The organism is Salinispora tropica CNB-440, assembly GCF_000016425.1.
GTDB lineage: Bacteria > Actinomycetota > Actinomycetes > Mycobacteriales > Micromonosporaceae > Micromonospora > Micromonospora tropica.
On the sequence record NC_009380.1, the window covers coordinates 2,158,190 to 2,179,495 of the forward strand.

General features: G+C 67.1%; 18 protein-coding genes and 3 rRNA genes. 15 read left to right on the plus strand and 6 right to left on the minus strand.

The window, feature by feature from the left end:
- The first annotated feature begins 8 nt into the window (after positions 1-8).
- The 7 genes from argB (at position 9) to STROP_RS09550 (ending at position 7,052) form a co-directional block, all read left to right on the plus strand.
- Positions 9-896, plus strand: a complete 888-nt coding sequence (argB, locus tag STROP_RS09520; RefSeq protein WP_026274995.1) for an acetylglutamate kinase — start codon at positions 9-11, stop codon at positions 894-896.
- On the plus strand, positions 893-2,182 hold the full coding sequence (locus STROP_RS09525; protein ID WP_011905783.1) for an acetylornithine transaminase: 1,290 nt from the start codon (positions 893-895) through the stop codon (positions 2,180-2,182). The genes argB and STROP_RS09525 overlap by 4 nt, the downstream gene beginning before the upstream one ends.
- Complete coding sequence (argF, locus tag STROP_RS09530) at positions 2,179-3,144, plus strand: ornithine carbamoyltransferase (RefSeq protein WP_011905784.1); 966 nt, start codon at positions 2,179-2,181, stop codon at positions 3,142-3,144. Before STROP_RS09525 ends, argF begins: the two co-directional genes overlap by 4 nt.
- Positions 3,141-3,659, plus strand: coding sequence for an arginine repressor (locus tag STROP_RS09535; RefSeq protein WP_011905785.1), 519 nt, complete (start codon positions 3,141-3,143; stop codon positions 3,657-3,659). The genes argF and STROP_RS09535 overlap by 4 nt, the downstream gene beginning before the upstream one ends.
- Positions 3,652-4,860 (plus strand): argininosuccinate synthase, encoded by a 1,209-nt coding sequence (locus STROP_RS09540; RefSeq protein ID WP_011905786.1) that lies wholly within the window; start codon positions 3,652-3,654, stop codon positions 4,858-4,860. Before STROP_RS09535 ends, STROP_RS09540 begins: the two co-directional genes overlap by 8 nt.
- 11 nt (positions 4,861-4,871) lie before the next feature.
- Positions 4,872-6,335, plus strand: a complete 1,464-nt coding sequence (gene argH, locus STROP_RS09545; protein ID WP_011905787.1) for an argininosuccinate lyase — start codon at positions 4,872-4,874, stop codon at positions 6,333-6,335.
- 66 nt (positions 6,336-6,401) lie between these two features.
- Positions 6,402-7,052, plus strand: a complete 651-nt coding sequence (locus STROP_RS09550) for a DNA-3-methyladenine glycosylase (protein WP_011905788.1) — start codon at positions 6,402-6,404, stop codon at positions 7,050-7,052.
- Positions 7,053-7,100: 48 nt separating this feature from the next.
- Here the strand turns inward: STROP_RS09550 and STROP_RS09555 are convergent, their stop codons facing one another.
- Positions 7,101-7,295, minus strand: a complete 195-nt coding sequence (locus STROP_RS09555; protein WP_011905789.1) for a DUF397 domain-containing protein — start codon at positions 7,293-7,295, stop codon at positions 7,101-7,103.
- Complete coding sequence (locus STROP_RS09560; RefSeq protein ID WP_043535303.1) at positions 7,283-8,029, minus strand: Scr1 family TA system antitoxin-like transcriptional regulator; 747 nt, start codon at positions 8,027-8,029, stop codon at positions 7,283-7,285. Before STROP_RS09560 ends, STROP_RS09555 begins: the two co-directional genes overlap by 13 nt.
- Before the next feature lie 428 nt (positions 8,030-8,457).
- On the opposite strand from STROP_RS09560, the gene STROP_RS09565 reads away from it, so the two are divergent.
- Together STROP_RS09565 and STROP_RS09570 are read left to right on the plus strand one after the other, a co-directional pair.
- Positions 8,458-8,655, plus strand: a complete 198-nt coding sequence (locus tag STROP_RS09565; protein ID WP_018830307.1) for a hypothetical protein — start codon at positions 8,458-8,460, stop codon at positions 8,653-8,655.
- Positions 8,652-8,921 carry a hypothetical protein gene (locus STROP_RS09570; RefSeq protein WP_011905791.1) on the plus strand — a complete coding sequence of 90 codons (270 nt, stop codon included), beginning with the start codon at positions 8,652-8,654 and terminating at the stop codon, positions 8,919-8,921. Before STROP_RS09565 ends, STROP_RS09570 begins: the two co-directional genes overlap by 4 nt.
- A 154-nt stretch (positions 8,922-9,075) precedes the next feature.
- On the opposite strand, the gene STROP_RS09575 is transcribed toward STROP_RS09570, so the two are convergent.
- Together STROP_RS09575 and STROP_RS09580 are read right to left on the minus strand one after the other, a co-directional pair.
- On the minus strand, positions 9,076-9,915 hold the full coding sequence (locus STROP_RS09575; protein ID WP_018830301.1) for a universal stress protein: 840 nt from the start codon (positions 9,913-9,915) through the stop codon (positions 9,076-9,078).
- 109 nt (positions 9,916-10,024) lie between these two features.
- Positions 10,025-10,909: a universal stress protein gene (locus STROP_RS09580; RefSeq protein ID WP_026274992.1), complete on the minus strand. Its 885-nt coding sequence runs from the start codon at positions 10,907-10,909 to the stop codon at positions 10,025-10,027.
- Between the two features lie 132 nt (positions 10,910-11,041).
- On the opposite strand from STROP_RS09580, the gene STROP_RS09585 reads away from it, so the two are divergent.
- Complete coding sequence (locus tag STROP_RS09585; RefSeq protein ID WP_026274991.1) at positions 11,042-11,545, plus strand: GNAT family N-acetyltransferase; 504 nt, start codon at positions 11,042-11,044, stop codon at positions 11,543-11,545.
- Positions 11,546-11,563: 18 nt separating this feature from the next.
- Entirely contained in the window at positions 11,564-12,187 is a 624-nt protein-coding gene (locus tag STROP_RS09590; protein WP_011905795.1) for a hypothetical protein, read from the plus strand.
- Positions 12,188-12,209: 22 nt separating this feature from the next.
- On the opposite strand, the gene STROP_RS09595 is transcribed toward STROP_RS09590, so the two are convergent.
- Positions 12,210-12,602, minus strand: a complete 393-nt coding sequence (locus STROP_RS09595; RefSeq protein ID WP_011905796.1) for a PaaI family thioesterase — start codon at positions 12,600-12,602, stop codon at positions 12,210-12,212.
- A 92-nt stretch (positions 12,603-12,694) separates the two neighbouring features.
- Between STROP_RS09595 and tyrS the strand changes: the two genes are divergently transcribed.
- The 4 genes from tyrS to rrf all read left to right on the plus strand — a co-directional run bounded on the left by tyrS (position 12,695) and on the right by rrf (position 19,847).
- A complete protein-coding gene (tyrS, locus tag STROP_RS09600; RefSeq protein ID WP_011905797.1) occupies positions 12,695-13,981 on the plus strand; it encodes a tyrosine--tRNA ligase in 1,287 nt (428 codons plus the stop codon).
- Positions 13,982-14,610: 629 nt separating this feature from the next.
- Positions 14,611-16,126 (plus strand): 16S ribosomal RNA (locus STROP_RS09605).
- A gap of 412 nt (positions 16,127-16,538) precedes the next feature.
- Positions 16,539-19,646, plus strand: a 23S ribosomal RNA gene (locus STROP_RS09610).
- Between the two features lie 84 nt (positions 19,647-19,730).
- Positions 19,731-19,847, plus strand: a 5S ribosomal RNA gene (rrf, locus tag STROP_RS09615).
- Together the 16S, 23S and 5S rRNA genes form the textbook arrangement of a ribosomal RNA operon.
- 157 nt (positions 19,848-20,004) lie before the next feature.
- On the opposite strand, the gene STROP_RS09620 is transcribed toward rrf, so the two are convergent.
- Complete coding sequence (locus STROP_RS09620; RefSeq protein WP_043535304.1) at positions 20,005-21,156, minus strand: hypothetical protein; 1,152 nt, start codon at positions 21,154-21,156, stop codon at positions 20,005-20,007.
- Positions 21,157-21,306 lie beyond the last annotated feature (150 nt).

The following is a 21,306-nucleotide window of genomic DNA, read 5'->3' on the forward strand; positions in this document are numbered from 1 at the left end:
GTTCGGGCATGAGTGTCACCGCGGATCTCACCGGCGCTCAGGCCAAGGCCGCCACCCTGATCGAGGCGCTGCCGTGGCTGGCCCGTTTCGCGGGTTCGTGCGTCGTGGTCAAGTACGGCGGCAACGCCATGGCCGACCCAGAGCTGCGGCGGGAGTTCGCCGCGGACATGGTCTTTCTCCGCTACGCGGGCCTGAAGCCGGTCGTGGTGCACGGGGGCGGCCCGCAGATCTCGGTCATGCTGGACCGGCTCGGCATCGACAGCGAGTTCCGGGGTGGGCTGCGGGTCACCACCCCGGAGGTGATGGACGTGGTCCGGATGGTGCTCCTGGGCCAGGTCGGCCGGGAACTGGTCGGGCTGATCAACGCGCACGGTCCGTTCGCCATGGGGCTCTCCGGCGAGGACGGGGGTCTGTTCACCGCGGTCCGACGGCAGGCGTACGTCGATGGGCAGCCGGTCGACATCGGCCAGGTCGGCGATGTGGAGTCGGCGGACATCTCGGCGGTGACCCACCTGCTCGAGGCCGGCCGGATCCCGGTGCTCTCGACGGTGGCCCCGGATGCGGACGGCGTGCCGCACAACCTCAACGCGGACACCGCCGCCGCGGCCCTGGCGATCGCCCTGCGGGCGCGCAAGCTGGTCGTCCTGACCGATGTGCCGGGCCTGTACGCGAACTGGCCGGACCGGTCCAGCCTGGTCAGTGAGGTCACCGCGGACGAACTGGCGAAGCTGCTGCCGTCCCTGGAGTCGGGGATGGTCCCCAAGATGGAGGCGTGCCTGCGGGCGGTGCGCGGGGGCGTGCCCGCCGCGCATGTCGTGGACGGGCGGGTCGCGCACTCCGTGTTGCTAGAGATTTTCACCTCGGAAGGCTTCGGAACCATGGTGACTCCCGGATGAGCCCGCTCCGTGACCGCTGGCAAGAATCCATGATGGACAACTACGGCACGCCGCCGCTGGCGTTGGTCGGCGGGGCCGGCGCCGTCGTGGTCGACGAGGCTGGCCAGGAGTACGTGGACCTGGTCGGCGGTATCGCCGTCAACACCCTGGGCCACGCCCACCCGGCGGTGGTGTCCGCCGTCTCGACACAGGTCGCCACGCTGGGGCACGTGTCAAACCTGTACGTCGCCGAGCCGCCGGTGGCCCTGGCCGAGCTTCTGCTCGCCCTCGCCGGCCGGCCGGGACGGGTCTTCTTCGCCAACTCGGGCGCCGAGGCGAACGAGACGGCATTCAAGATCTCCCGGCTCACCGGACGTACCGAGGTCGTCGCGACCCGCGGCGGCTTCCACGGCCGCACCATGGGGGCGTTGGCGCTTACCGGCCAGCCGGCCAAGGCCGACCCGTTCCGTCCACTGCCCGACGCCGTCACCCACGTCGAGTACGGCGACAGCGCCGCACTGGCGGCGGCCGTCACCGACGCGACCGCGATGGTGATCCTGGAGCCGATCCAGGGGGAGAACGGTATCGTCGTACCGCCCGCCGGCTACCTCGCGGAGGCCCGTCGGATCACCGCCGAGCATGGCGCCCTGCTGGTGCTCGACGAGGTGCAGACCGGGATCGGCCGTACCGGGCACTGGTTCGCCCACCAGGCCGAGGGCATCGAACCAGACATGATGACGCTCGCCAAGGGCCTCGGCGGTGGCCTGCCGCTCGGCGCCTGCATCGCCTTCGGTCCCGCCGCCGACCTCCTGCGCCCCGGCTCACACGGCACCACCTTCGGGGGGAACCCGATCAGCTGCGCCGCCGGGCTGGCGGTGCTGTCCACGATCGCCGGCACCGGGCTGCTCGACCACGTCGAGCGGGTCGGCGCCCAGCTACGGCGAGGTATCCAGGCGCTCAACCATCCACTGGTCGCCGAGGTGCGGGGCGCCGGCCTACTTCTCGGGATCGTGCTGACCGCGCCGGTCGCGGCGGTCACCGTCGAGGCGCTGCGGGAGGCGGGCTTCCTGGTCAACGCGGTGCAGCCGGGCATCGTCCGGCTCGCCCCACCGCTGATCCTCACCGCCGACCAGGCCGACGCCTTCCTGGCCGCCCTGCCGGCCGCCCTCGACGCGACCCGCGCCGCCGCCGGCTCGACCCCGGTCGCCGGGCCCCGGTCAACGGGCCCGGGCAACCCCGGTCCGCCGGCCCGACCGGCCAGAATTCCGACCCCGATCACCCCAACCACAACGGAGGTCAGGGCATGATCCGGCACTTCCTTCGGGACGACGACCTAACCCCTGCCGAACAGGCGACCGTGCTCGACCTGGCCGCCGGCATGAAGGCGGACCGCTTCGGGTACCGGCCCCTGGCCGGCCCGCGATCGGTGGCGGTGCTCTTCGACAAGCAGAGCCTGCGTACCCGGATGTCCTTCGACGCCGGCATCGCCGAGCTGGGCGGGCATCCGATGGTGGTGGACAGCCAGGTGACCCACCTCGGCCGTGGCGAGACCCTCGCCGACGCGGGACGGGTGCTGTCCCGCTACGTGGCGGCGATCGTGCTGCGGACCCACGGGGACGAACGGATCGCCGAGATCGCCGCGCATGCCACCGTGCCGGTGGTCAACGCGCTCACCGACACGTACCACCCGTGCCAGCTCCTGGCTGACCTTCTCACCATCCGCGAACGCTTCGGCGGCACCGCCGGACGGACGCTGGCGTACGTGGGCGACACGGCGAACAACATGTGCCACTCGTACCTGCTGTCCGGCGCCGCCGCCGGCATGCACGTCCGGATCGCCGGGCCCGTCGGGTTCAGCCCGGACCCAGCCGTGCTGGCCCGGGCGGAGAAGATCACCGCCGGCACCGGCGGGTCGGTGCGCACCGGCACCGACCCGGTGGTCGCGGTCCGCGACGCCGACGTGGTCGCCACCGACACCTGGACCTCGATGGGACAGGAAGCCGACGGGCTGGACCGGGTCATCCCGTTCCGCCCGTACCAGGTCAACACCGCGCTGCTCGCACACGCCGCGCCGCACGCGATCGTGCTGCACTGCCTGCCCGCGCACCGCGGTGACGAGATCACCGATGAGGTGCTCGACGGCCCGCAGAGCGCCGTCTTCGATCAGGCGGAGAACCGGCTGCACGCCCAGAAGGCGCTGTTGACGTTCCTCCTCCGGACATCCCTGGACGCACCGGCGTCGGGCGGCACCATCAGGCAGACGGCATGACCGCCCCGCTGACCCGCGCCGCCCGGCACGCCCGCATCGTCGAGCTGATCCGGGACAAGGCGATCCACTCGCAGACCGAGCTGGGCGACCTGTTGGCCGGTGACGGTATCCAGGCCACCCAGGCGACCCTCTCCCGGGATCTCAAGGAACTCGGCGCGGTGACCGTACGCGGCGGTGACGGACGCGGCGTCTATCTGATCCCAGAGGACGGCCAGCGTCCGTTGCGGGAGGCCGAGACCGCCCCGGCGCGTCTCGTGCGCCTGCTGCGCGAGCTGCTCAACGGGGTTGACGCCAGCGGCAACATCGCTGTGCTCCGTACCCCGCCCGGCGCGGCCCAGTTCCTGGCCAGCGCGTTGGACCGCGCAGGCCTGCCCGAGGTCGTCGGCACGATCGCCGGCGACGACACCATCCTCGTCGTGGCCCGCGAGGCCGACGGCGGAGCCGCGCTCGGCGACCAACTCGCCGGCTGGGCCCGCCGCGAAGACAACGTTGAAAGGAGCACACACCATGACTGAGCGGGTCGTTCTCGCGTACTCCGGAGGGCTGGACACCTCCGTCGCGATCCCGTACCTGGCCGAGCAGACCGGCGCCGAAGTGATCGCCGTGGCGGTCGACGTCGGGCAGGGCGGTGAGGACCTGGAGGCGATCCGGCAGCGGGCGCTCGACTGCGGGGCCGTGGAGTCCGAGCTGGTTGACGCGCGTGAGGAGTTCGCCGCCGAGTACTGCCTGCCCGCGGTCCGCGCCAACTCCCTCTACATGGACCGGTACCCGCTGGTCTCCGCCCTGTCCCGGCCGCTGATCGTCAAGCACCTGGTGGCCGCTGCCCGCAAACACGGCGGCACCATCGTGTCGCACGGGTGCACCGGCAAGGGCAACGACCAGGTTCGCTTCGAGGTCGGCCTGGGGGCGCTCGCCCCGGATCTGCGGATCGTCGCCCCAGCCCGGGACTTCGCCTGGACCCGGGACAAGGCGATCGCGTTCGCCGAGGAGAAGGGGCTGCCGATCGACGTGTCGGCGAAGTCGCCCTACTCGATCGACCAGAACCTGTGGGGCCGTGCCGTCGAGACCGGCTTCCTGGAGGACATCTGGAACCCGCCGATCGAGGACCTGTACTCGTACACCGCTGACCCGGCCGAGCCGCGGGACGCCGACGAGGTCGTCATCACCTTCGACGCCGGCAACCCGGTCGCCATCGACGGGGAGACGGTCACCCCGTACCAGGCGATCCTGGAGCTGAACCGGCGTGCCGGCGCGCAGGGCGTCGGCCGGCTGGACATGGTCGAGGACCGGCTCGTGGGGATCAAGAGCCGCGAGGTGTACGAGGCGCCGGGCGCGATCGCGCTGATCACCGCCCACCAGGAGCTGGAGGCGGTCACCGTCGAGCGGGACCTCGCCCGGTTCAAGCGCAGCGTGGACCAGCGCTGGGGCGAGCTGGTCTACGACGGCCTGTGGTTCTCTCCGCTGAAGGACGCGCTGGACGCCTTCGTCGACGACGCGCAGCAGCACGTCTCCGGCGAGGTACGGCTCACCCTGCACGGCGGGCGGGTCACCGCCACCGGCCGGCGGTCCGAGGCCAGCCTGTACGACTTCGGCATGGCCACCTACGACACCGGTGACACCTTCGACCAGTCCCTGGCCAAGGGGTTCGTGCAGCTGTGGGGCCTGCCCAGCAAGTTGTCGGCGGCGCGGGACGCCCGGCTGGGTGGGGCGCGGTGAGCGCTGCCACAATGGGCGGGGTGGACGACAAGAGCCTGACCGAGAACAGCGCAGCCACCAATCGGACCAGCCTGTGGGGAGCCCGCTTCGCGGGCGGCCCGGCCGAGGCACTCGCCCGGCTGTCGGTGAGCGTGCAGTTCGATTGGCGGCTCGCCCCCTACGACCTCGCGGGATCCCGGGCGCACGCCCGGGTCCTGGCCGGTGCCGGCCTGCTGGACGCCGAGGAGCTGGGACAGATCCTGGCGGCCCTGGACGACCTGGAGGCCGCCTGCGCCGCCGGCACGTTCCGGCCCACGGTTGACGACGAGGACGTGCACACCGCCCTGGAGCGGGGGCTGCTGGAACGACTCGGCCGGCTCGGCGGCAAACTGCGCGCCGGCCGCTCCCGCAACGACCAGGTCGCCACGGACCTGCGGCTCTACCTGCGCGACCACGCCCGGGGCGTGGCCGCTGCGCTGGTCGAGCTGGCCGAGGCGTTGGTCGAGCAGGCCGGACGGCACGTGGACACCGCAACACCGGGCATGACGCATCTGCAGCCCGCCCAGCCGGTCACCTTCGGGCACTGGCTGCTCGCCCATGTGCAGCCGCTGCTGCGCGACCTCCAGCGGCTGCGTGACTGGGACCACCGCACCGCGGTCAGTCCGCTCGGAGCCGGTGCCCTCGCCGGCTCCGGCCTGCCGCTGGACCCGATGGCGGTCGCCCGGGAACTCGGCTTCCGCACGTCCTTCGCCAACTCGATGGACGCCGTGGCCGACCGGGACTTCGTCGCCGAGTTCCTCTTCACCACCGCGCTGATCGGCGTGCACCTGTCTCGTCTCGGCGAGGAGGTGGTGCTGTGGACGTCGCGGGAGTTCGGTTGGGTGGAGCTGGATGACGCCTTCGCCACCGGCTCGTCGATCATGCCGCAGAAGAAGAACGCGGACATCGCCGAGTTGGCCCGAGGCAAGTCCGGCCGGCTCGTCGGCGGGCTGGTGAACGTGCTCACCATGCTCAAGGGCCTGCCGATGACCTACGACCGGGACATGCAGGAGGACAAGGAGCCCGCCTTCGACGCGGTGGACACGCTGGAGCTGCTCCTGCCGGCCCTCGCGGGGATGATCTCCACGATGACGGTACGGGTCGACCGGCTGGTCGCCGCCGCGCCGGAGGGCTTCTCGCTCGCCACCGAGGTGGCCGACTGGCTGGTCCGCCGTGAGGTGCCGTTCCGCGAGGCACACGAGATCACCGGCCGGTTGGTGGCGCTCTGCGTGGCCCGGGACTGCGCGCTCGACGAGGTCTCCGACGCCGACCTCGCCGCGGTCAGCGAGCACCTCGACCCGTCGGTGCGCGACGTGCTGTCGGTCCGGAGCGCGCTCGCCGCCCGCATCACCCCCGGCTCCACCGGCCCGGGACCGGTCGCCGACCAGCTCGCCGCCGCCGCCGACCAGCTCGCCGGCTGGCGGGAGTGGGCCGCCGAACGGGTCGTCCCCCGCTGACCAGCGCACCGAAGGTGTGGGCTACCCGCGCGGGCAGCCCACACCTCCCGGGGTAGCGTCGCGGCTGTGACGGCGTACCCCGAACCCGCGGATGGTCTCGCGCAGCTGGCGGGCCTGCTCGCCGGGCCGGTCGTGCCGGCGGCGCGGAGCCTGCTCGGCGTCCAGCTCGACGCCGGCGGGGTCACCCTCCGCATCACCGAGGTCGAGGCGTACGCGGGCACGGCCGAGGACCCGGCCTCGCACGCCCACCGGGGGCGTACTCCCCGCAACGCGGCGATGTTCGGCCCGGCCGGGCACGTCTACGTCTACTTCACGTACGGCATGCACTGGGCTCTGAACGTGGTGACGGGGCCGGAAGGCGAGGCCGCGGCGGTGCTGGTGCGGGCGGGGGAGGTCGTCACCGGCCACGCCCAGGCCCGGTCCCGTCGTCCGACGGCACGATCCGACCGCGAGCTCGCGCGAGGCCCGGCCCGGCTCTGCGCCGCGCTGGGCATCGACCGGTCGGCGTACGGGCGGTACCTGCTCGGCGACGGCCCGATTCGGCTGCGTCCACCCCTCGAACCGGTGCCGGAAACGGCCGTGGCGGCCGGGCCACGGGTCGGTGTCACCGGGGCGCACGACGTGCCGTGGCGGTTCTGGATCGCCGGTGACCCGACCGTCAGCGCCTACCGCCGCCACGTACCCCGGCGACGGCCGGTTCGCCCCGGTGCCCGATAGCGCGAAGGCCCGACTCGCAGGGAGTCAGGCCTTCGTGCTGGTGGTGGGTCAGTGCTGCTCGGGGAGCTGCGCGACGAACGCCCGCCACGCTGCCGGCCCGAACACCAACGCTGGCCCGGTCGGGTCCTTGCTGTCCCGGACGCCGACGATGCCGAAAAGGTTGTCGGCGACCTCGACACATGCCCCGCCATTGGAGCTGCTACGGGTGCTCTTGCGCCACTGGGCGCTGCTCAGGTCAGCCATGATCGCGCTTTCAGGAAGTCGATGGTTTGGTTACGTGGAAGCGCAACCGACCTTACGGTATCCCAGACCGCCCACAGCATCGCCACGTCCTTCGTGATGCGGCCTGCGGCCTGGTCGTCCACGTAGCCGACATCATCACCGTCCGGTGAGGTGGCGATGACAAACGGTCCGGCTTGACCTGGGTGTAGGCCGGCGTCAAGCGGTAGTACGTGCACCATGACGTTCGGTTGTTGAGCCATCATCATGAGGTGATCGAGCTGAGGCTCCATGATCTCTCGTGCGCCACGGCGCAGTGCGGCCTCGTCGATCACGAAAACGGACAGCGGCCGTCGGGGACGCTCGAACACGGCGGCCTGCCGCTGTAGTCGGATGCCGATGTGGTTCTCCACATCGCTGATCAGGGGGCCGCTGCTGAGGACGGCGCGGGCGTACTCCTCGGTTTGTAGCAGCCCTGGCAGCACAGCCGACTCAAACCACCGTAGCCCAACGGCGTCTCGTTCGACTTCGGTCCACGGGCGGAACCAGGCGGGCTCCTTGCGTCTCTGAGCGTCCGGCCAGAGATCGAATACGTCCCGCTTGAGGAGCTCGGCCACCTGGGCACGGTGCCGCGTCTGAGGTATCCGTCCCTGGGTCACCCACCGGGCAACGGTCTTCGGGTCAACTCCAACCCGAGCAGCGATGCTGTCGGCGGTTTCGCCCGCCTCGGCCATGGCAATCTGTACGACACGGTTCATTCCAGACCCCATTGTGTTCGTCCCAGATGTTCTGAGCACATAGTGCTACGCGGTGTTGCTGTGCCGCAACCCTCCGGCATGGTGCTTTGTAGATGGCGTGGGCCGGTAGAGGTGCTTGAGCCCGCCGGAGGCGCTGTCGGACCGTCCCCCGTATCCAAGGGTGTGGGGGTCGGTCTACCAACACCCATTCACGTCCGGGAGTCTGTAATGCCAGCCACCACCGAACAGCTATCAGTCGGGGATACCGGAATCGTGTCCACTAACTCGATCAACCACAGTGGGTATAAGGATGCGGTGCCAGAGGATCCAGAGCGTTTGCTGGGGGTGGGGGCTGGCGATCGTGCGGTGGGTCGTGCGCGGGTGTACTACACCTCCTATCCGGGCGTCGATGTACTTGAGGCTGTCCTCGCCGGACTGAGGAGCCTGTGATGGACGGCGACAACCCACCCGTCGATCGGCGCGCACATCCCGACCCCCACGGCACGCCTCCGTTGCCCGACGGCGACCGGGTGCAGGCGACCACACCGACCACGCCCGCACCGCCAGCCACCACCCGGCACCGGGTGATCGCGGCGCTCATCCTGGTGATCGTCGTGGCCGCCATCATGATCCGGGTGCTGCGATGACGACCAGCCCCTGGCCCCCACGCCCGATTCCGGGGGACACCACCGCGGACCGGCCACACCTTCCGATGCGGCCCCTGTGGGGATGCGACACCTGCCGGGCCGAGTGGCCCTGCCCGGCGGCCAGAGCCGCCCTCCTGGTCGAGTACCGCGACAACCTGGTTGCGCTGCGCGTTTACCTGAGCGCGCTGATGACCGAGGCGGATCCGCAGCTATCAAAGGTCAACAAGGCGACCGACCTCTATCGCCGCTTCATATCGTGGGCATGAAGGGCTGTCACACGCGAACAATGGCACCGGACCGTTCAGGCCGAAACCATCAAAACGACCGGGCCCAACGACGAACACCCCAGCCGTCCACGGCTGGGGTGTTCCGATGAGCTTTCGCGCCCGAGCGGGACCGGTGGCCGTCAGCCCTGATCGGTCAGCGTGCTCGACCGTACGGGTGGGCCACGAGCACCGGACAGTGGGCGTGCTGCACCAGAGACTGGCTGACCGAGCCGAGCAGCATCCCGGTGAACCCGCCCCGCCCCCGGCTGCCCACGACCATCAGGGCAGCGTCCCGGCTCGCGTCGATCAGCGCCTGGTCCGGCTTCTCCGCCCGCAGCTGTCGGGTGGTCACGGTCAGCCCCGGATGGCTGCCGCGGACCGCCGCCGCAGCGGTGTCGAGCACCTCCGCGGCGTCGGTCGCACCGGGTGGGTGGACGTGCACCAGCACCAGCTCGGTCTGTTGCCGGGTGGCCTCGTCGGCTGCCTGCCCGACCGCCACCTCCGCCAACTCCGACCCATCCACCCCGACCAGCACCGGCCCGCCCACCGCAATCGGCCCCTCGGTGGGGCGGACCACCAGCACCGGGCTCTGGGCGTGCGCCGTGACCTGAGAACCGACCGAGCCGAGCAGCAGCCCGGCGAAGCCGCCGTGACCCCGGCTACCCACCACGACCAGCTCCGCTCGGCGGGACTCCTCCACCAGCGTGGCTCCCGGCCCGCCGGCGACCTGCCGTACCTCGGTGGTCAGCCCGGGCCAGCGGTCGGCCAGGTCGGCCGCTAGCTGATCCAGCATCGACTGCGCCTCGTCGTTCGGCTTCGGAATTCCCAACTCGTACGGGTTGATCGGAACCCCGTACCCCGACGGATGCAGGTAGCCGTGCACCAGGTGCAGCGGTCGCGACCGCAGCACCGCGGCGCGGGCGGCATGCTCCGCCGCCACCAGGCTCGACGGTGAGCCGTCCACTCCTACCACTACGGGTCGGTTCATCAGCACCCCTTTCGGACTCGATCGGCCTATTGTCCCCTGGGCCGGTGCGGCTGGCCCGGTCGTTGCGGGCAACGAACGTCGACGAGGACGCCTCGTGCGTGCCGCGCCCGTACGGCTATCCGGTGGGGCGTCGGACGATGGCCAGTGGGCTGTGCCCGTGATGCAGGACCGCGTGGCTGACCGAGCCGAGTAGCAGCCCGCCGAGGGCGCCGCGCCCGTGTGCGCCGACGACCACCAACTGGGCGCTCTTCGACGCCTCCACCAGCACCCGGGCCGGAGAACCCCGCACGACCCGGTGCCGCACCTGTACCTGCGGATACTGTTCGGCGAAGCCGGCGAGCGACTCGGCGAGAGTCCGCTCCTCCTCACCCTCGACGGCGTCCAGGTCGTAGACCAGGGGCAGGATGTCTCCCGGGCCGACGGGGGTGGGGAAGAGCCAGGCGTGCAGGGCTACCAGCGGAGCATCCCGGCGGGCCGCTTCCTCGAATGCGAAGGCGACCGCCTCGGTGGACAGCTGCGAACCGTCCACACCCACCACGACCGGGCCGTCCGCGCGCGGTTCACCTCGGACGACCAGCACCGGGCTCGTCGCCCGGGCGGAGACCTGCACGGTGACCGAGCCGAGTAGCAGCCCGGCGAAGCCGCCCAGTCCCCGGTGGCCGAGCACCGTCAGCACCGCTCCCTGCGCCTCCTCGATCAGCACCGGGGTCGGCGCGCCGTCGACCACGACACCAGTGATCCGCAGGTCGGGGGAGATCTTGCGGGCCTGTTCCACAGCCTCTGTCACATACTGTTCGGCCTGATTGCGCAGCCCGGCGGTGACCGGGGCGCCGGGAACCGGGGTCAACGGGGCACCGGTCAACGGCCAGATGAAGGCGTGCACCACCCGTAGCGGGCGCTGCCGGTACTCCGCCTCGCGTACCGCTACCCGGACCGCGTCCAGCGCGGCGGCGGAGCCGTCCACACCCACCACAACCGGGGCTCCGGCGTTGCTCGTCATCATGTCGGCCTCCTTCGGCTCGTTCACCTTTAGCCTGCCGGGTCGGCCACCGCCCAATCAGGGGCGGTCGGCCCAAGCCCGGGGCCAATGGTCCCTCGCCCCGGCGTTTTCGGCCGGAGCTACCATCGCGCGGTGTCCGCCGATCTGCGCCTGCGCCCCGTACTCGACGATGATCTGCCGTTCTTCTTCCTCCACCAGCAGGACGTCGAGGCCAGTTGGATGGCGGCGTTCGGTCCGGCCGACCCCGCCGACCGGACCGCGTTCGACGCGCACTGGAAGCGGATCCGCACCGACCCGACGGTGGTGTCGCGGACGGTGGTTGTCGGCAGTGAGGTGGTAGGCCACGTGCACGCCTTTCCCGCCGACGGACGCACCGAGATCAGCTACTGGATCGATCCGGGTCGCTGGGGTCGGGGGTACGCGACCGGTGCGCTCACTGTCCTGCTGGGTGAGCTGCCCCGCCGGCCGGTGCGCGCCCGGGTGGCCAAAGACAACCGCGCCTCCCTCGCCGTGCTCCGCAAGTGCGGCTTCGTCGTCACCGGTGAGGACCAGGGGTACGCCCCCGGACGTGGCGCCGAGGTCCAGGAATGGATCTTGGAGTTCGCCGGCCCGGCCCCATCACCCGCGCTGAGCTGAGGTACTACCCTCGCCGAGGTGAACTGGCTGGAACTGATCGGCTGGGCCGGCTCCGCGGTGTTGGTCTGGTCGCTGCTGCAGACCGCTATTCTCCGGTTGCGCGTCCTGAATCTCGTCGGTTGTGTCGTGTTGATCGGCTACAACGCGGCGGCTGCGGTATGGCCGATGGTCGGTCTGAACGTCGTGCTGGCCGTCATCAACGTGTGGTACCTGCGGGGCATGCTGGCGACCCGTCATGACGCGGCGACCTACGAGGTGGTCGAGGTGGGCGTTGACGACCAGTTCCTGGCCCACACGCTGCGGGTACACGCGGCCGACATCGCCCGGTTCAACCCCGGCTTCACCTGGCACCGAAGCGGGAAGCGCTCGGCGTTCCTGGTCGTCAAGGCCGACGAGGTGGTCGGGGTGGTGCTGGCGCACGCGGAGCCGGGCGGGGTGGCCCAGATCGACCTCGACTACGTCACCCAGCGGTTCCGGGACTTCACCCCGGGCGAGTTCGTGTACCGGCGTAGCCAGCTCTTCACCAACCAGGGGTTCCGGCAGGTCATCAGCCCGCCGGGGATGATCGCCCCCTACTACCACCGGCTCGGCTTCCGCCGGCAGGGCGACGCGTACGTGCTGGATCTCCCCGCTACCGCGTAGCACGGGCCACCGGCCGCGGTTCTCAGGTCGCCGTCGCCAGATTCTGTAGCCGGACCTGTCCGCGCGCCACCAGGCGGTCACCGTCGTCGGTGATCTCCACCTGCCACAGCTGTTGACTGCGGCCGCGGTGGATCGGGGTGCCAACGGCGGTCAGCTCGCCCGACCGGACCGCGCGCAGGAAATCGGTCTGGTTCGACACGCCGACGACCTGCCCCCGGTCGCCCAGCCAGGTGGCCCCGCCGATGCTCGCCGCGGTCTCGACCACCGAGCAGTAGACGCCGCCGTGCTGGATGCCGTACGGCTGGTGTAGCTCGGGGCGGACCTGCCAGTGGAGGACCACCCGGTCGGCGCTGACCTCGTCGTAGCTCAGCCCCAGCAGCGCCACGAAGCCGCCGTTCAGATCTGGCTCGTCCATGGCATAGCCCTTCGTCGTTACGGGGCGGCCAGCATAGCGGGCCGGTAATCCCGGTAGTCGGGCCGGCTGGTCATGCGGGAGAATTGGGGATTGTGACCGACACCAGTCCCCCGCCGCAAGGGCGGGACACACTCTTCGACGATCTGCGCTGGCGTGGCCTGATCCAGGACTCCACCGGCCTCGACGAGCTGCGCGCGTTGCTCGACGGCCCGGGGGCGGCCTTCTATGTGGGCTTCGACCCGACCGCGTCGAGCCTGCACGTCGGTAGCCTCATGCAGGTCGTCACCGCCCGGCGGCTCCAACTCGCCGGTCACCGGCCGCTGCTGCTGGTCGGCGGGGCGACCGGGCAGATCGGTGACCCGAAGGAGAGCGCCGAGCGGGTTCTCAACTCGCCCGAGGTGGTGGCCGGCTGGGTGGCCCGGATCCGGGATCAGCTGGCCCCCTTCGTGTCGTACCAGGGGGCGAACGCGGCGCAGCTGGTCAATAACCTGGACTGGACCGGCGAGATGTCGGTGGTGGAGTTCCTGCGGGATGTCGGCAAGCACTTCCCGGTCAACCGGATGCTGGCACGCGAGGTGGTGCGGGCCCGACTGGAGAGCGGGATCAGCTTCACCGAGTTCAGCTACCAGCTGCTCCAGGCCAACGACTTCTTCGAACTACACCGCCGCCACGGGTGTCAGCTTCAGTTCGGTGGCTCCGACCAGTGGGGCAACATCACTGCTGGCGTCGACTACATCCGTCGTCGGGGCGCGGGGCCGGTGGAGGCGTTCACCACGCCGTTGGTCACCAAGTCGGACGGTACGAAGTTCGGCAAGACCGAGGGCGGAGCGGTCTGGCTCGACCCGGAGCTGACCAGTCCGTACGCGTTCTACCAGTTCTGGGTCAACGCGGAGGATCGCGACGTCGCCCGCTACCTGCGCTACTTCAGCTTCCGTCCCCGGGCCGAGCTGGAGGCGTTGGAGAAGGAGGCAGCGGAGCGGCCTGCCGCACGCGTCGCCCAGCGGGCGCTTGCCGAGGAGCTGACCACCCTGGTGCACGGCGAGCGGGAGATGGCTCAGGTGGTCGCCGCGAGCCAGGCGTTGTTCGGCCGAGGGTCGCTGGCGGATCTCTCGCCGGCGACGCTGCGCGCCGCCCTGACCGAGGCGGGCCTGGTCCACCTCGACGAGTTGCCCGACGTGGTCGGGCTACTCAAGGAGTCTGGTCTGGTGCCGAGCAACAAGGAAGCCCGTCGGGTGATCGCTGAGGGGGGTGCCTACCTGAACAACAACCGGGTGTCCTCGACGGAGGCGACTGTCGCTCCGGCGGACCTGTTGCACGATCGCTACCTGGTCCTGCGTCGGGGGAAGCGATCCTTCGCCGGTGTTGAACTGCGAAAATAGTTAGATCCTGATGATGTGACCGGGGACGCGTCCGGCGGATTTGACGGCAACTCCTTCGGACGCGTAACTTTCTCTCTGCCAGCGCGGAACGGACGAAAGGGGCGGATGCCCCGAGCGGCCGGAGCGCTGGAAGCGACCTCTCGGACTGACCGAGCCTCACGGCGCGGTGGTCCACTTGGGCGGTGCCCCAGGTTCGCCGATAGGCGGACTTGGCGAGGCGAAACCGACCGGGTAAGGTTAGCGGCCGGCAGGAGCCGGGCGCGCTAGCGGGAAACTGCGAGCGGCCGGTCTGCCAAAACCACGACGAAGGCGACGGAAAGTCGGCTGTGTCGTGGTGCCCAAAAGTGGATGAAGTCGACAGACCGCCGCAAAGCGGTTTGACACGGCAGAAACCATCGGGTAACGTAGTAAGAGTGCCTGGCGCGAGAGTGGCAGGTGGAGCGGTTGCCTCCGGTGGGGCCCTGTTGTGGGGTTCTGGTGGTGTGTGGTTGTTCTTTGAGAACTCAACAGGGTGTTTGGAAAGCCAGTGCCGTTTTTGGTCTGGGTTGGCCTGCTGTGTGTTGGTGGGTTGGTTTGGACTTGAATTTGGCAGCAAATTTTTGTTTGTTGCTGGGATGTTCTTCAAGTTTTTGTTGGAGAGTTTGATCCTGGCTCAGGACGAACGCTGGCGGCGTGCTTAACACATGCAAGTCGAGCGGAAAGGCCCTTCGGGGTACTCGAGCGGCGAACGGGTGAGTAACACGTGAGTAACCTGCCCCAGGCTTTGGGATAACCCCGGGAAACCGGGGCTAATACCGGATATGACTGGCTGCCGCATGGTGGTTGGTGGAAAGATTTTTTGGCTTGGGATGGGCTCGCGGCCTATCAGCTTGTTGGTGGGGTGATGGCCTACCAAGGCGGCGACGGGTAGCCGGCCTGAGAGGGCGACCGGCCACACTGGGACTGAGACACGGCCCAGACTCCTACGGGAGGCAGCAGTGGGGAATCTTGCACAATGGGCGGAAGCCTGATGCAGCGACGCCGCGTGAGGGATGACGGCCTTCGGGTTGTAAACCTCTTTCAGCAGGGACGAAGCGTTTGTGACGGTACCTGCAGAAGAAGCGCCGGCCAACTACGTGCCAGCAGCCGCGGTAAGACGTAGGGCGCAAGCGTTGTCCGGATTTATTGGGCGTAAAGAGCTCGTAGGCGGCTTGTCGCGTCGACTGTGAAAACCCGTGGCTCAACTGCGGGCTTGCAGTCGATACGGGCAGGCTAGAGTTCGGTAGGGGAGACTGGAATTCCTGGTGTAGCGGTGAAATGCGCAGATATCAGGAGGAACACCGGTGGCGAAGGCGGGTCTCTGGGCCGATACTGACGCTGAGGAGCGAAAGCGTGGGGAGCGAACAGGATTAGATACCCTGGTAGTCCACGCTGTAAACGTTGGGCGCTAGGTGTGGGGAGCCTCTCCGGTTCTCTGTGCCGCAGCTAACGCATTAAGCGCCCCGCCTGGGGAGTACGGCCGCAAGGCTAAAACTCAAAGGAATTGACGGGGGCCCGCACAAGCGGCGGAGCATGCGGATTAATTCGATGCAACGCGAAGAACCTTACCTGGGTTTGACATCGCCGGAAATCCTTCAGAGATGGGGGGTCCTTCGGGGCCGGTGACAGGTGGTGCATGGCTGTCGTCAGCTCGTGTCGTGAGATGTTGGGTTAAGTCCCGCAACGAGCGCAACCCTTGTTCGATGTTGCCAGCGCGTTATGGCGGGGACTCATCGAAGACTGCCGGGGTCAACTCGGAGGAAGGTGGGGATGACGTCAAGTCATCATGCCCCTTATGTCCAGGGCTTCACGCATGCTACAATGGCCGGTACAATGGGCTGCGATACCGTGAGGTGGAGCGAATCCCAAAAAGCCGGTCTCAGTTCGGATCGGGGTCTGCAACTCGACCCCGTGAAGTCGGAGTCGCTAGTAATCGCAGATCAGCAACGCTGCGGTGAATACGTTCCCGGGCCTTGTACACACCGCCCGTCACGTCACGAAAGTCGGCAACACCCGAAGCCGGTGGCCTAACCCTTGTGGGGGGAGCCGTCGAAGGTGGGGCTGGCGATTGGGACGAAGTCGTAACAAGGTAGCCGTACCGGAAGGTGCGGCTGGATCACCTCCTTTCTAAGGAGCGCCATCCGTCGAAGGGCGGTATGGAGCCTCGGTTGCCTGTGTTGGGTGATGGGGTGCTCATTGGTCGGAGACACTGGCTAGTTGGCGTTGGCAGCGGTTTGATGCTCTTGTACACGCTCCCTGTGGGGGGTGGGGGAAGGGGTTGATGATGCGGCTGGTGCTGGCGGTGGACACCCTGTTGGGTCCTGAAGGAATGACCGTGTGGTTGTTTCTTGGGCCGTGTTGCCTGTGATGTCACCGGTTGGTGGTGTTGTGGGTTGGCGGTTTGCCTGGCGTGGCTTGTCTCGTATACCGGATGCTGTTGTGCCTCTCGTGTGGGGGTGTGGTGGTGTTGCTGGTGCGGGGTGGTGGTTGCGGGTTGGTTGTTTGTTGAGAATTACACAGTGGACGCGAGCATCTTTGTGGTCAAGTTGTCAAGGGCGAACGGTGAATGCCTTGGCACCAGGAGCCGATGAAGGACGTGGGAGGCCGCGATAGGCCTGGGGGAGCTGTCAACCGAGCTGTGATCCCAGGGTGTCCGAATGGGGGAACCCGGCATCAGTCATGTGGTGTCACCTGCACCTGAACTCATAGGGTGTGTGGAGGGAACGCGGGGAAGTGAAACATCTCAGTACCCGTAGGAAGAGAAAACAATATGTGATTCCGTGAGTAGTGGCGAGCGAAAGCGGATTGGGGCTAAACCGGCGGCGTGTGATACCTGTCAGGGGTTGCGTGGTCGGGGTTGTGGGATCCTGCGACACGGGCTGACACTCGTGTGGGGAGTGATAAAGCTGGTGGTTAGTTGAACAGTCTGGAATGGCTGACCGTAGACGGTGAAAGTCCGGTAGGTGAAAACTGCTAGTCTCCTGTGGGTGTTCCCGAGTAGCGGCGGACTCCTGTAATCTGCCGTGAATCTGCCAGGACCATCTGGTAAGCCTAAATACTTCCTGGTGACCGATAGCGGATAGTACCGTGAGGGAATGGTGAAAAGTACCCCGGGAGGGGAGTGAAATAGTACCTGAAACCGTTCGCCTACAATCCGTCGGAGCCTTTAGGGGTGACGGCGTGCCTTTTGAAGAATGAGCCTGCGAGTTAGTGGCATGTGGCGAGGTTAACCCGGGTGGGGGAGCCGTAGCGAAAGCGAGTCTGAATAGGGCGTCAGAGTCGCGTGTCCTAGACCCGAAGCGGAGTGATCTAGCCATGGGCAGGCTGAAGCGTGGGTAAGACTGCGTGGAGGGCCGAACCCACCAACGTTGAAAAGTTGGGGGATGACCTGTGGTTAGGGGTGAAAGGCCAATCAAACTCCGTGATAGCTGGTTCTCCCCGAAATGCATTTAGGTGCAGCGTCGTGTGTTTCTTGCCGGAGGTAGAGCACTGGATGGTCTAGGGGGCCTACAAGCTTACTGAAATCAGCCAAACTCCGAATGCCGGTAAGTGAGAGCGCGGCAGTGAGACTGCGGGGGATAAGCTTCGTAGTCGAGAGGGAAACAGCCCAGATCACCAGCTAAGGCCCCTAAGCGTGTGCTAAGTGGAAAAGGATGTGGGGTCGCATAGACAACCAGGAGGTTGGCTTAGAAGCAGCCATCCTTGAAAGAGTGCGTAATAGCTCACTGGTCAAGTGGTTCCGCGCCGACAATGTAGCGGGGCTCAAGCACACCGCCGAAGCTGTGGCATTCACGCGTGTACTTCGCATGGCCTTTTGGGGTTGTGTGTAGGTGTGTGGATGGGTAGGGGAGCGTCGTGCCGGGGGTGAAGCAGCCGAGTGATCGAGTTGTGGACGCGGTGCGAGTGAGAATGCAGGCATGAGTAGCGAAAGAAGGGTGAGAAACCCTTCCGCCGGATGACCAAGGGTTCCAGGGCCAGGTTAATCCGCCCTGGGTGAGTCGGGGCCTAAGGCGAGGCCGAGAGGCGTAGTCGATGGATAACGGGTTGATATTCCCGTACCCGCGAAGGAGCGTCCCTGATGAACCTCGTTGTGCTAACCATCCGATCTTGGTGTGGTCTTCGGACTGTGCTGGGGGAGCGTGGGAACCTGGCGGGTAGTAGTCAAGCGATGGGGTGACGCAGGAAGGTAGCTGAGCCCGGCCGGTGGTTGTGCCGGGGTAAGCGTGTAGGCTGTGTCGTAGGTAAATCCGCGGCGCGTGTGGCTGAGACGTGATGCCGAGCCGATTCAGGTGAAGTCAGTGATCCTATGCTGTCGAGAAAAGCCTCTAGCGAGTTCCGAGCGGCCCGTACCCTAAACCGACACAGGTGGTCAGGTAGAGAATACCAAGGCGATCGGGTGAACTGTGGTTAAGGAACTCGGCAAATTGCCCCCGTAACTTTGGGAGAAGGGGGGCCGGAGACGTGAAGGCACGTGCTGCTGGAGCGTTGTATGGCCGCAGAGAGCAGGGGGAAGCGACTGTTTACTAAAAACACAGGTCCATGCGAAGAAGTAATTCGATGTATATGGACTGACGCCTGCCCGGTGCTGGAACGTTAAGGGGACCTGTTAGTCTTTCGGGGCGAAGCGGAGAACTTAAGCGCCAGTAAACGGCGGTGGTAACTATAACCATCCTAAGGTAGCGAAATTCCTTGTCGGGTAAGTTCCGACCTGCACGAATGGCGTAACGACTTCCCCACTGTCTCAACCACAGGCCCGGCGAAATTGCATTACGAGTAAAGATGCTCGTTACGCGCGGCAGGACGGAAAGACCCCGGGACCTTTACTATAGCTTGACATTGGTATCTGAATTAGCTTGTGTAGGATAGGTGGGAGCCTGTGAAGTGTGCACGCCAGTGCATGTGGAGGCAATCTTGAAATACCACTCTGGTTGGTTTGGGTATCTAACTTCGGACCGTTATCCGGTTCAGGGACAGTGTCTGGTGGGTAGTTTAACTGGGGCGGTTGCCTCCTAAAGGGTAACGGAGGCGCCCAAAGGTTCCCTCAGCCTGGTTGGCAATCAGGTGTTGAGTGTAAGTGCACAAGGGAGCTTGACTGTGAGACTGACGGGTCGAGCAGGGACGAAAGTCGGGACTAGTGATCCGGCACTGGCATGTGGAAGCGGTGTCGCTCAACGGATAAAAGGTACCCCGGGGATAACAGGCTGATCTTCCCCAAGAGTCCATATCGACGGGATGGTTTGGCACCTCGATGTCGGCTCGTCGCATCCTGGGGCTGTAGCAGGTCCCAAGGGTTGGGCTGTTCGCCCATTAAAGCGGTACGCGAGCTGGGTTTAGAACGTCGTGAGACAGTTCGGTCCCTATCCGCCGTGCGCGTAGGATACTTGAGAAGGGCTGTCCCTAGTACGAGAGGACCGGGACGGACGAACCTCTGGTGTGCCAGTTGTCCCGCCAGGGGCACGGCTGGTTAGCTACGTTCGGAAGGGATAACCGCTGAAAGCATCTAAGCGGGAAGCCTGCTTCAAGATGAGGTATCCCACCCACTTTGTGGGGTAAGGCCCCCAGCTAGACGACTGGGTTGATAGGCCGGAAATGTAAGCTCGGTAACGGGTTCAGTTGACCGGTACTAATAGGCCGAGGACTTGACTACGAAGCTGCTACGCGTCCACTGTGTAACTCTTGGCAAGCAAACATGTCCCGTGGTGTTGGGTGTGTTTGATATGTCGATAAGTGTTACGGCGGTCATGGCGGAGGGGAAACGCCCGGTTACATTCCGAACCCGGAAGCTAAGCCCTCCAGCGCCGATGGTACTGCACTCGGGAGGGTGTGGGAGAGTAGGACACCGCCGGGCAAAACGTTCAGTTGAGGGCCGACCCTACCCGGGTCGGCCCTCACTGCGTGCCGCCACCACCGGCCTAATCAGGAAGGATTGACCTGTGAACTCAGGACCGCACGGCGGCGACCACACCCGTCGACACGAAGATCGTCCAGCTGGCCGTGACGGCGCGTCACGTCGCGGTGGTGAGCGCCGTGAGGGTGGCTATCGCGGTGGTGATCGGGATGGCTTCCGCGGCGGTGACCGTCGTGAGGGTGGCTATCGCGGTGGTGAGCGTCGCGAGGGTGGCTATCGCGGTGGTGATCGGGATGGCTTCCGCGGCGGTGACCGTCGTGAGGGTGGCTTCCGCGGTGGTGAGCGTCGCGAGGGTGGCTATCGCGGTGGTGATCGGGATGGTCACCGTGGTGGTGAGCGTCGTGAGGGTGGCTATCGCGGTGGTGATCGGGATGGTCACCGTGGTGGTGAGCGTCGTGAGGGTGGCTATCGCGGTGGTGATCGGGATGGTCACCGTGGTGGTGAGCGTCGTGAGGGTGGCTATCGCGGTGGTGATCGGGATGGTCACCGTGGTGGTGAGCGTCGTGAGGGTGGCTATCGCGGTGGTGATCGGGATGGTCACCGTGGTGGTGAGCGTCGTGAGGGTGGCTATCGCGGTGGTGAGCGCCGTGAGGGTGGCTATCGCGGTGGTGACCGCCGCGAGGGTGGCTTCCGCGGTGGTGAGCGTCGTGAGGGCGGCTATCGCGGTGGTGATCGGGATGGTTACCGCGGTGGTGACCGTCGTGAGGGTGGCTTCCGCGGTGGTGAGCGCCGTGAGGGCGGCTATCGCGGCGGTGATCGGGATGGTTACCGCGGTGGTGAGCGCCGTGAGGGTGGCTTCCGCGGTGGTGAGCGCCGTGAGGGCGGCTTCCGCGGCGGTGATCGGGATGGTCACCGTGGTGGTGAGCGCCGTGAGGGTGGCTTCCGCGGTGGTGAGCGCCGTGAGGGCGGCTTCCGCGGCGGTGATCGGGATGGTCACCGTGGTGGTGAGCGTCGCGAGGGTGGTTATCGCGGTGGTGAGCGTCGTGAGGGCGGCTATCGCGGTGGTGATCGGGATGGTTACCGCGGAGGTGATCGCCGTGAGGGCGGCTATCGCGGTGGTGACCGTCGTGAGGGCGACTATCGCGGTGGTGACCGTCGTGAGGGCGGCTTCCGCGGTGGTGAGCGCCGTGAGGGCGGCTTCCGCGGTGGTGAGCGTCGTGAGGGCGGCTATCGCGGCGGTGATCGGGATGGTTACCGCGGTGGTGACCGTCGTGAGGGCGGCTTCCGCGGCGGTGATCGGGATGGTCACCGCGGAGGTGACCGTCGTGAGGGCGACTACCGGGGCCGCGATCGTCGTGCGGAACGCCGGTCTGAGCCCGAGGCCCCAGTAGGACCGGATCTTCCTGAGGAGATCGTCGCCACCGACCTGGACAAAGACGTCCGTGCCGAGCTGCTCGCC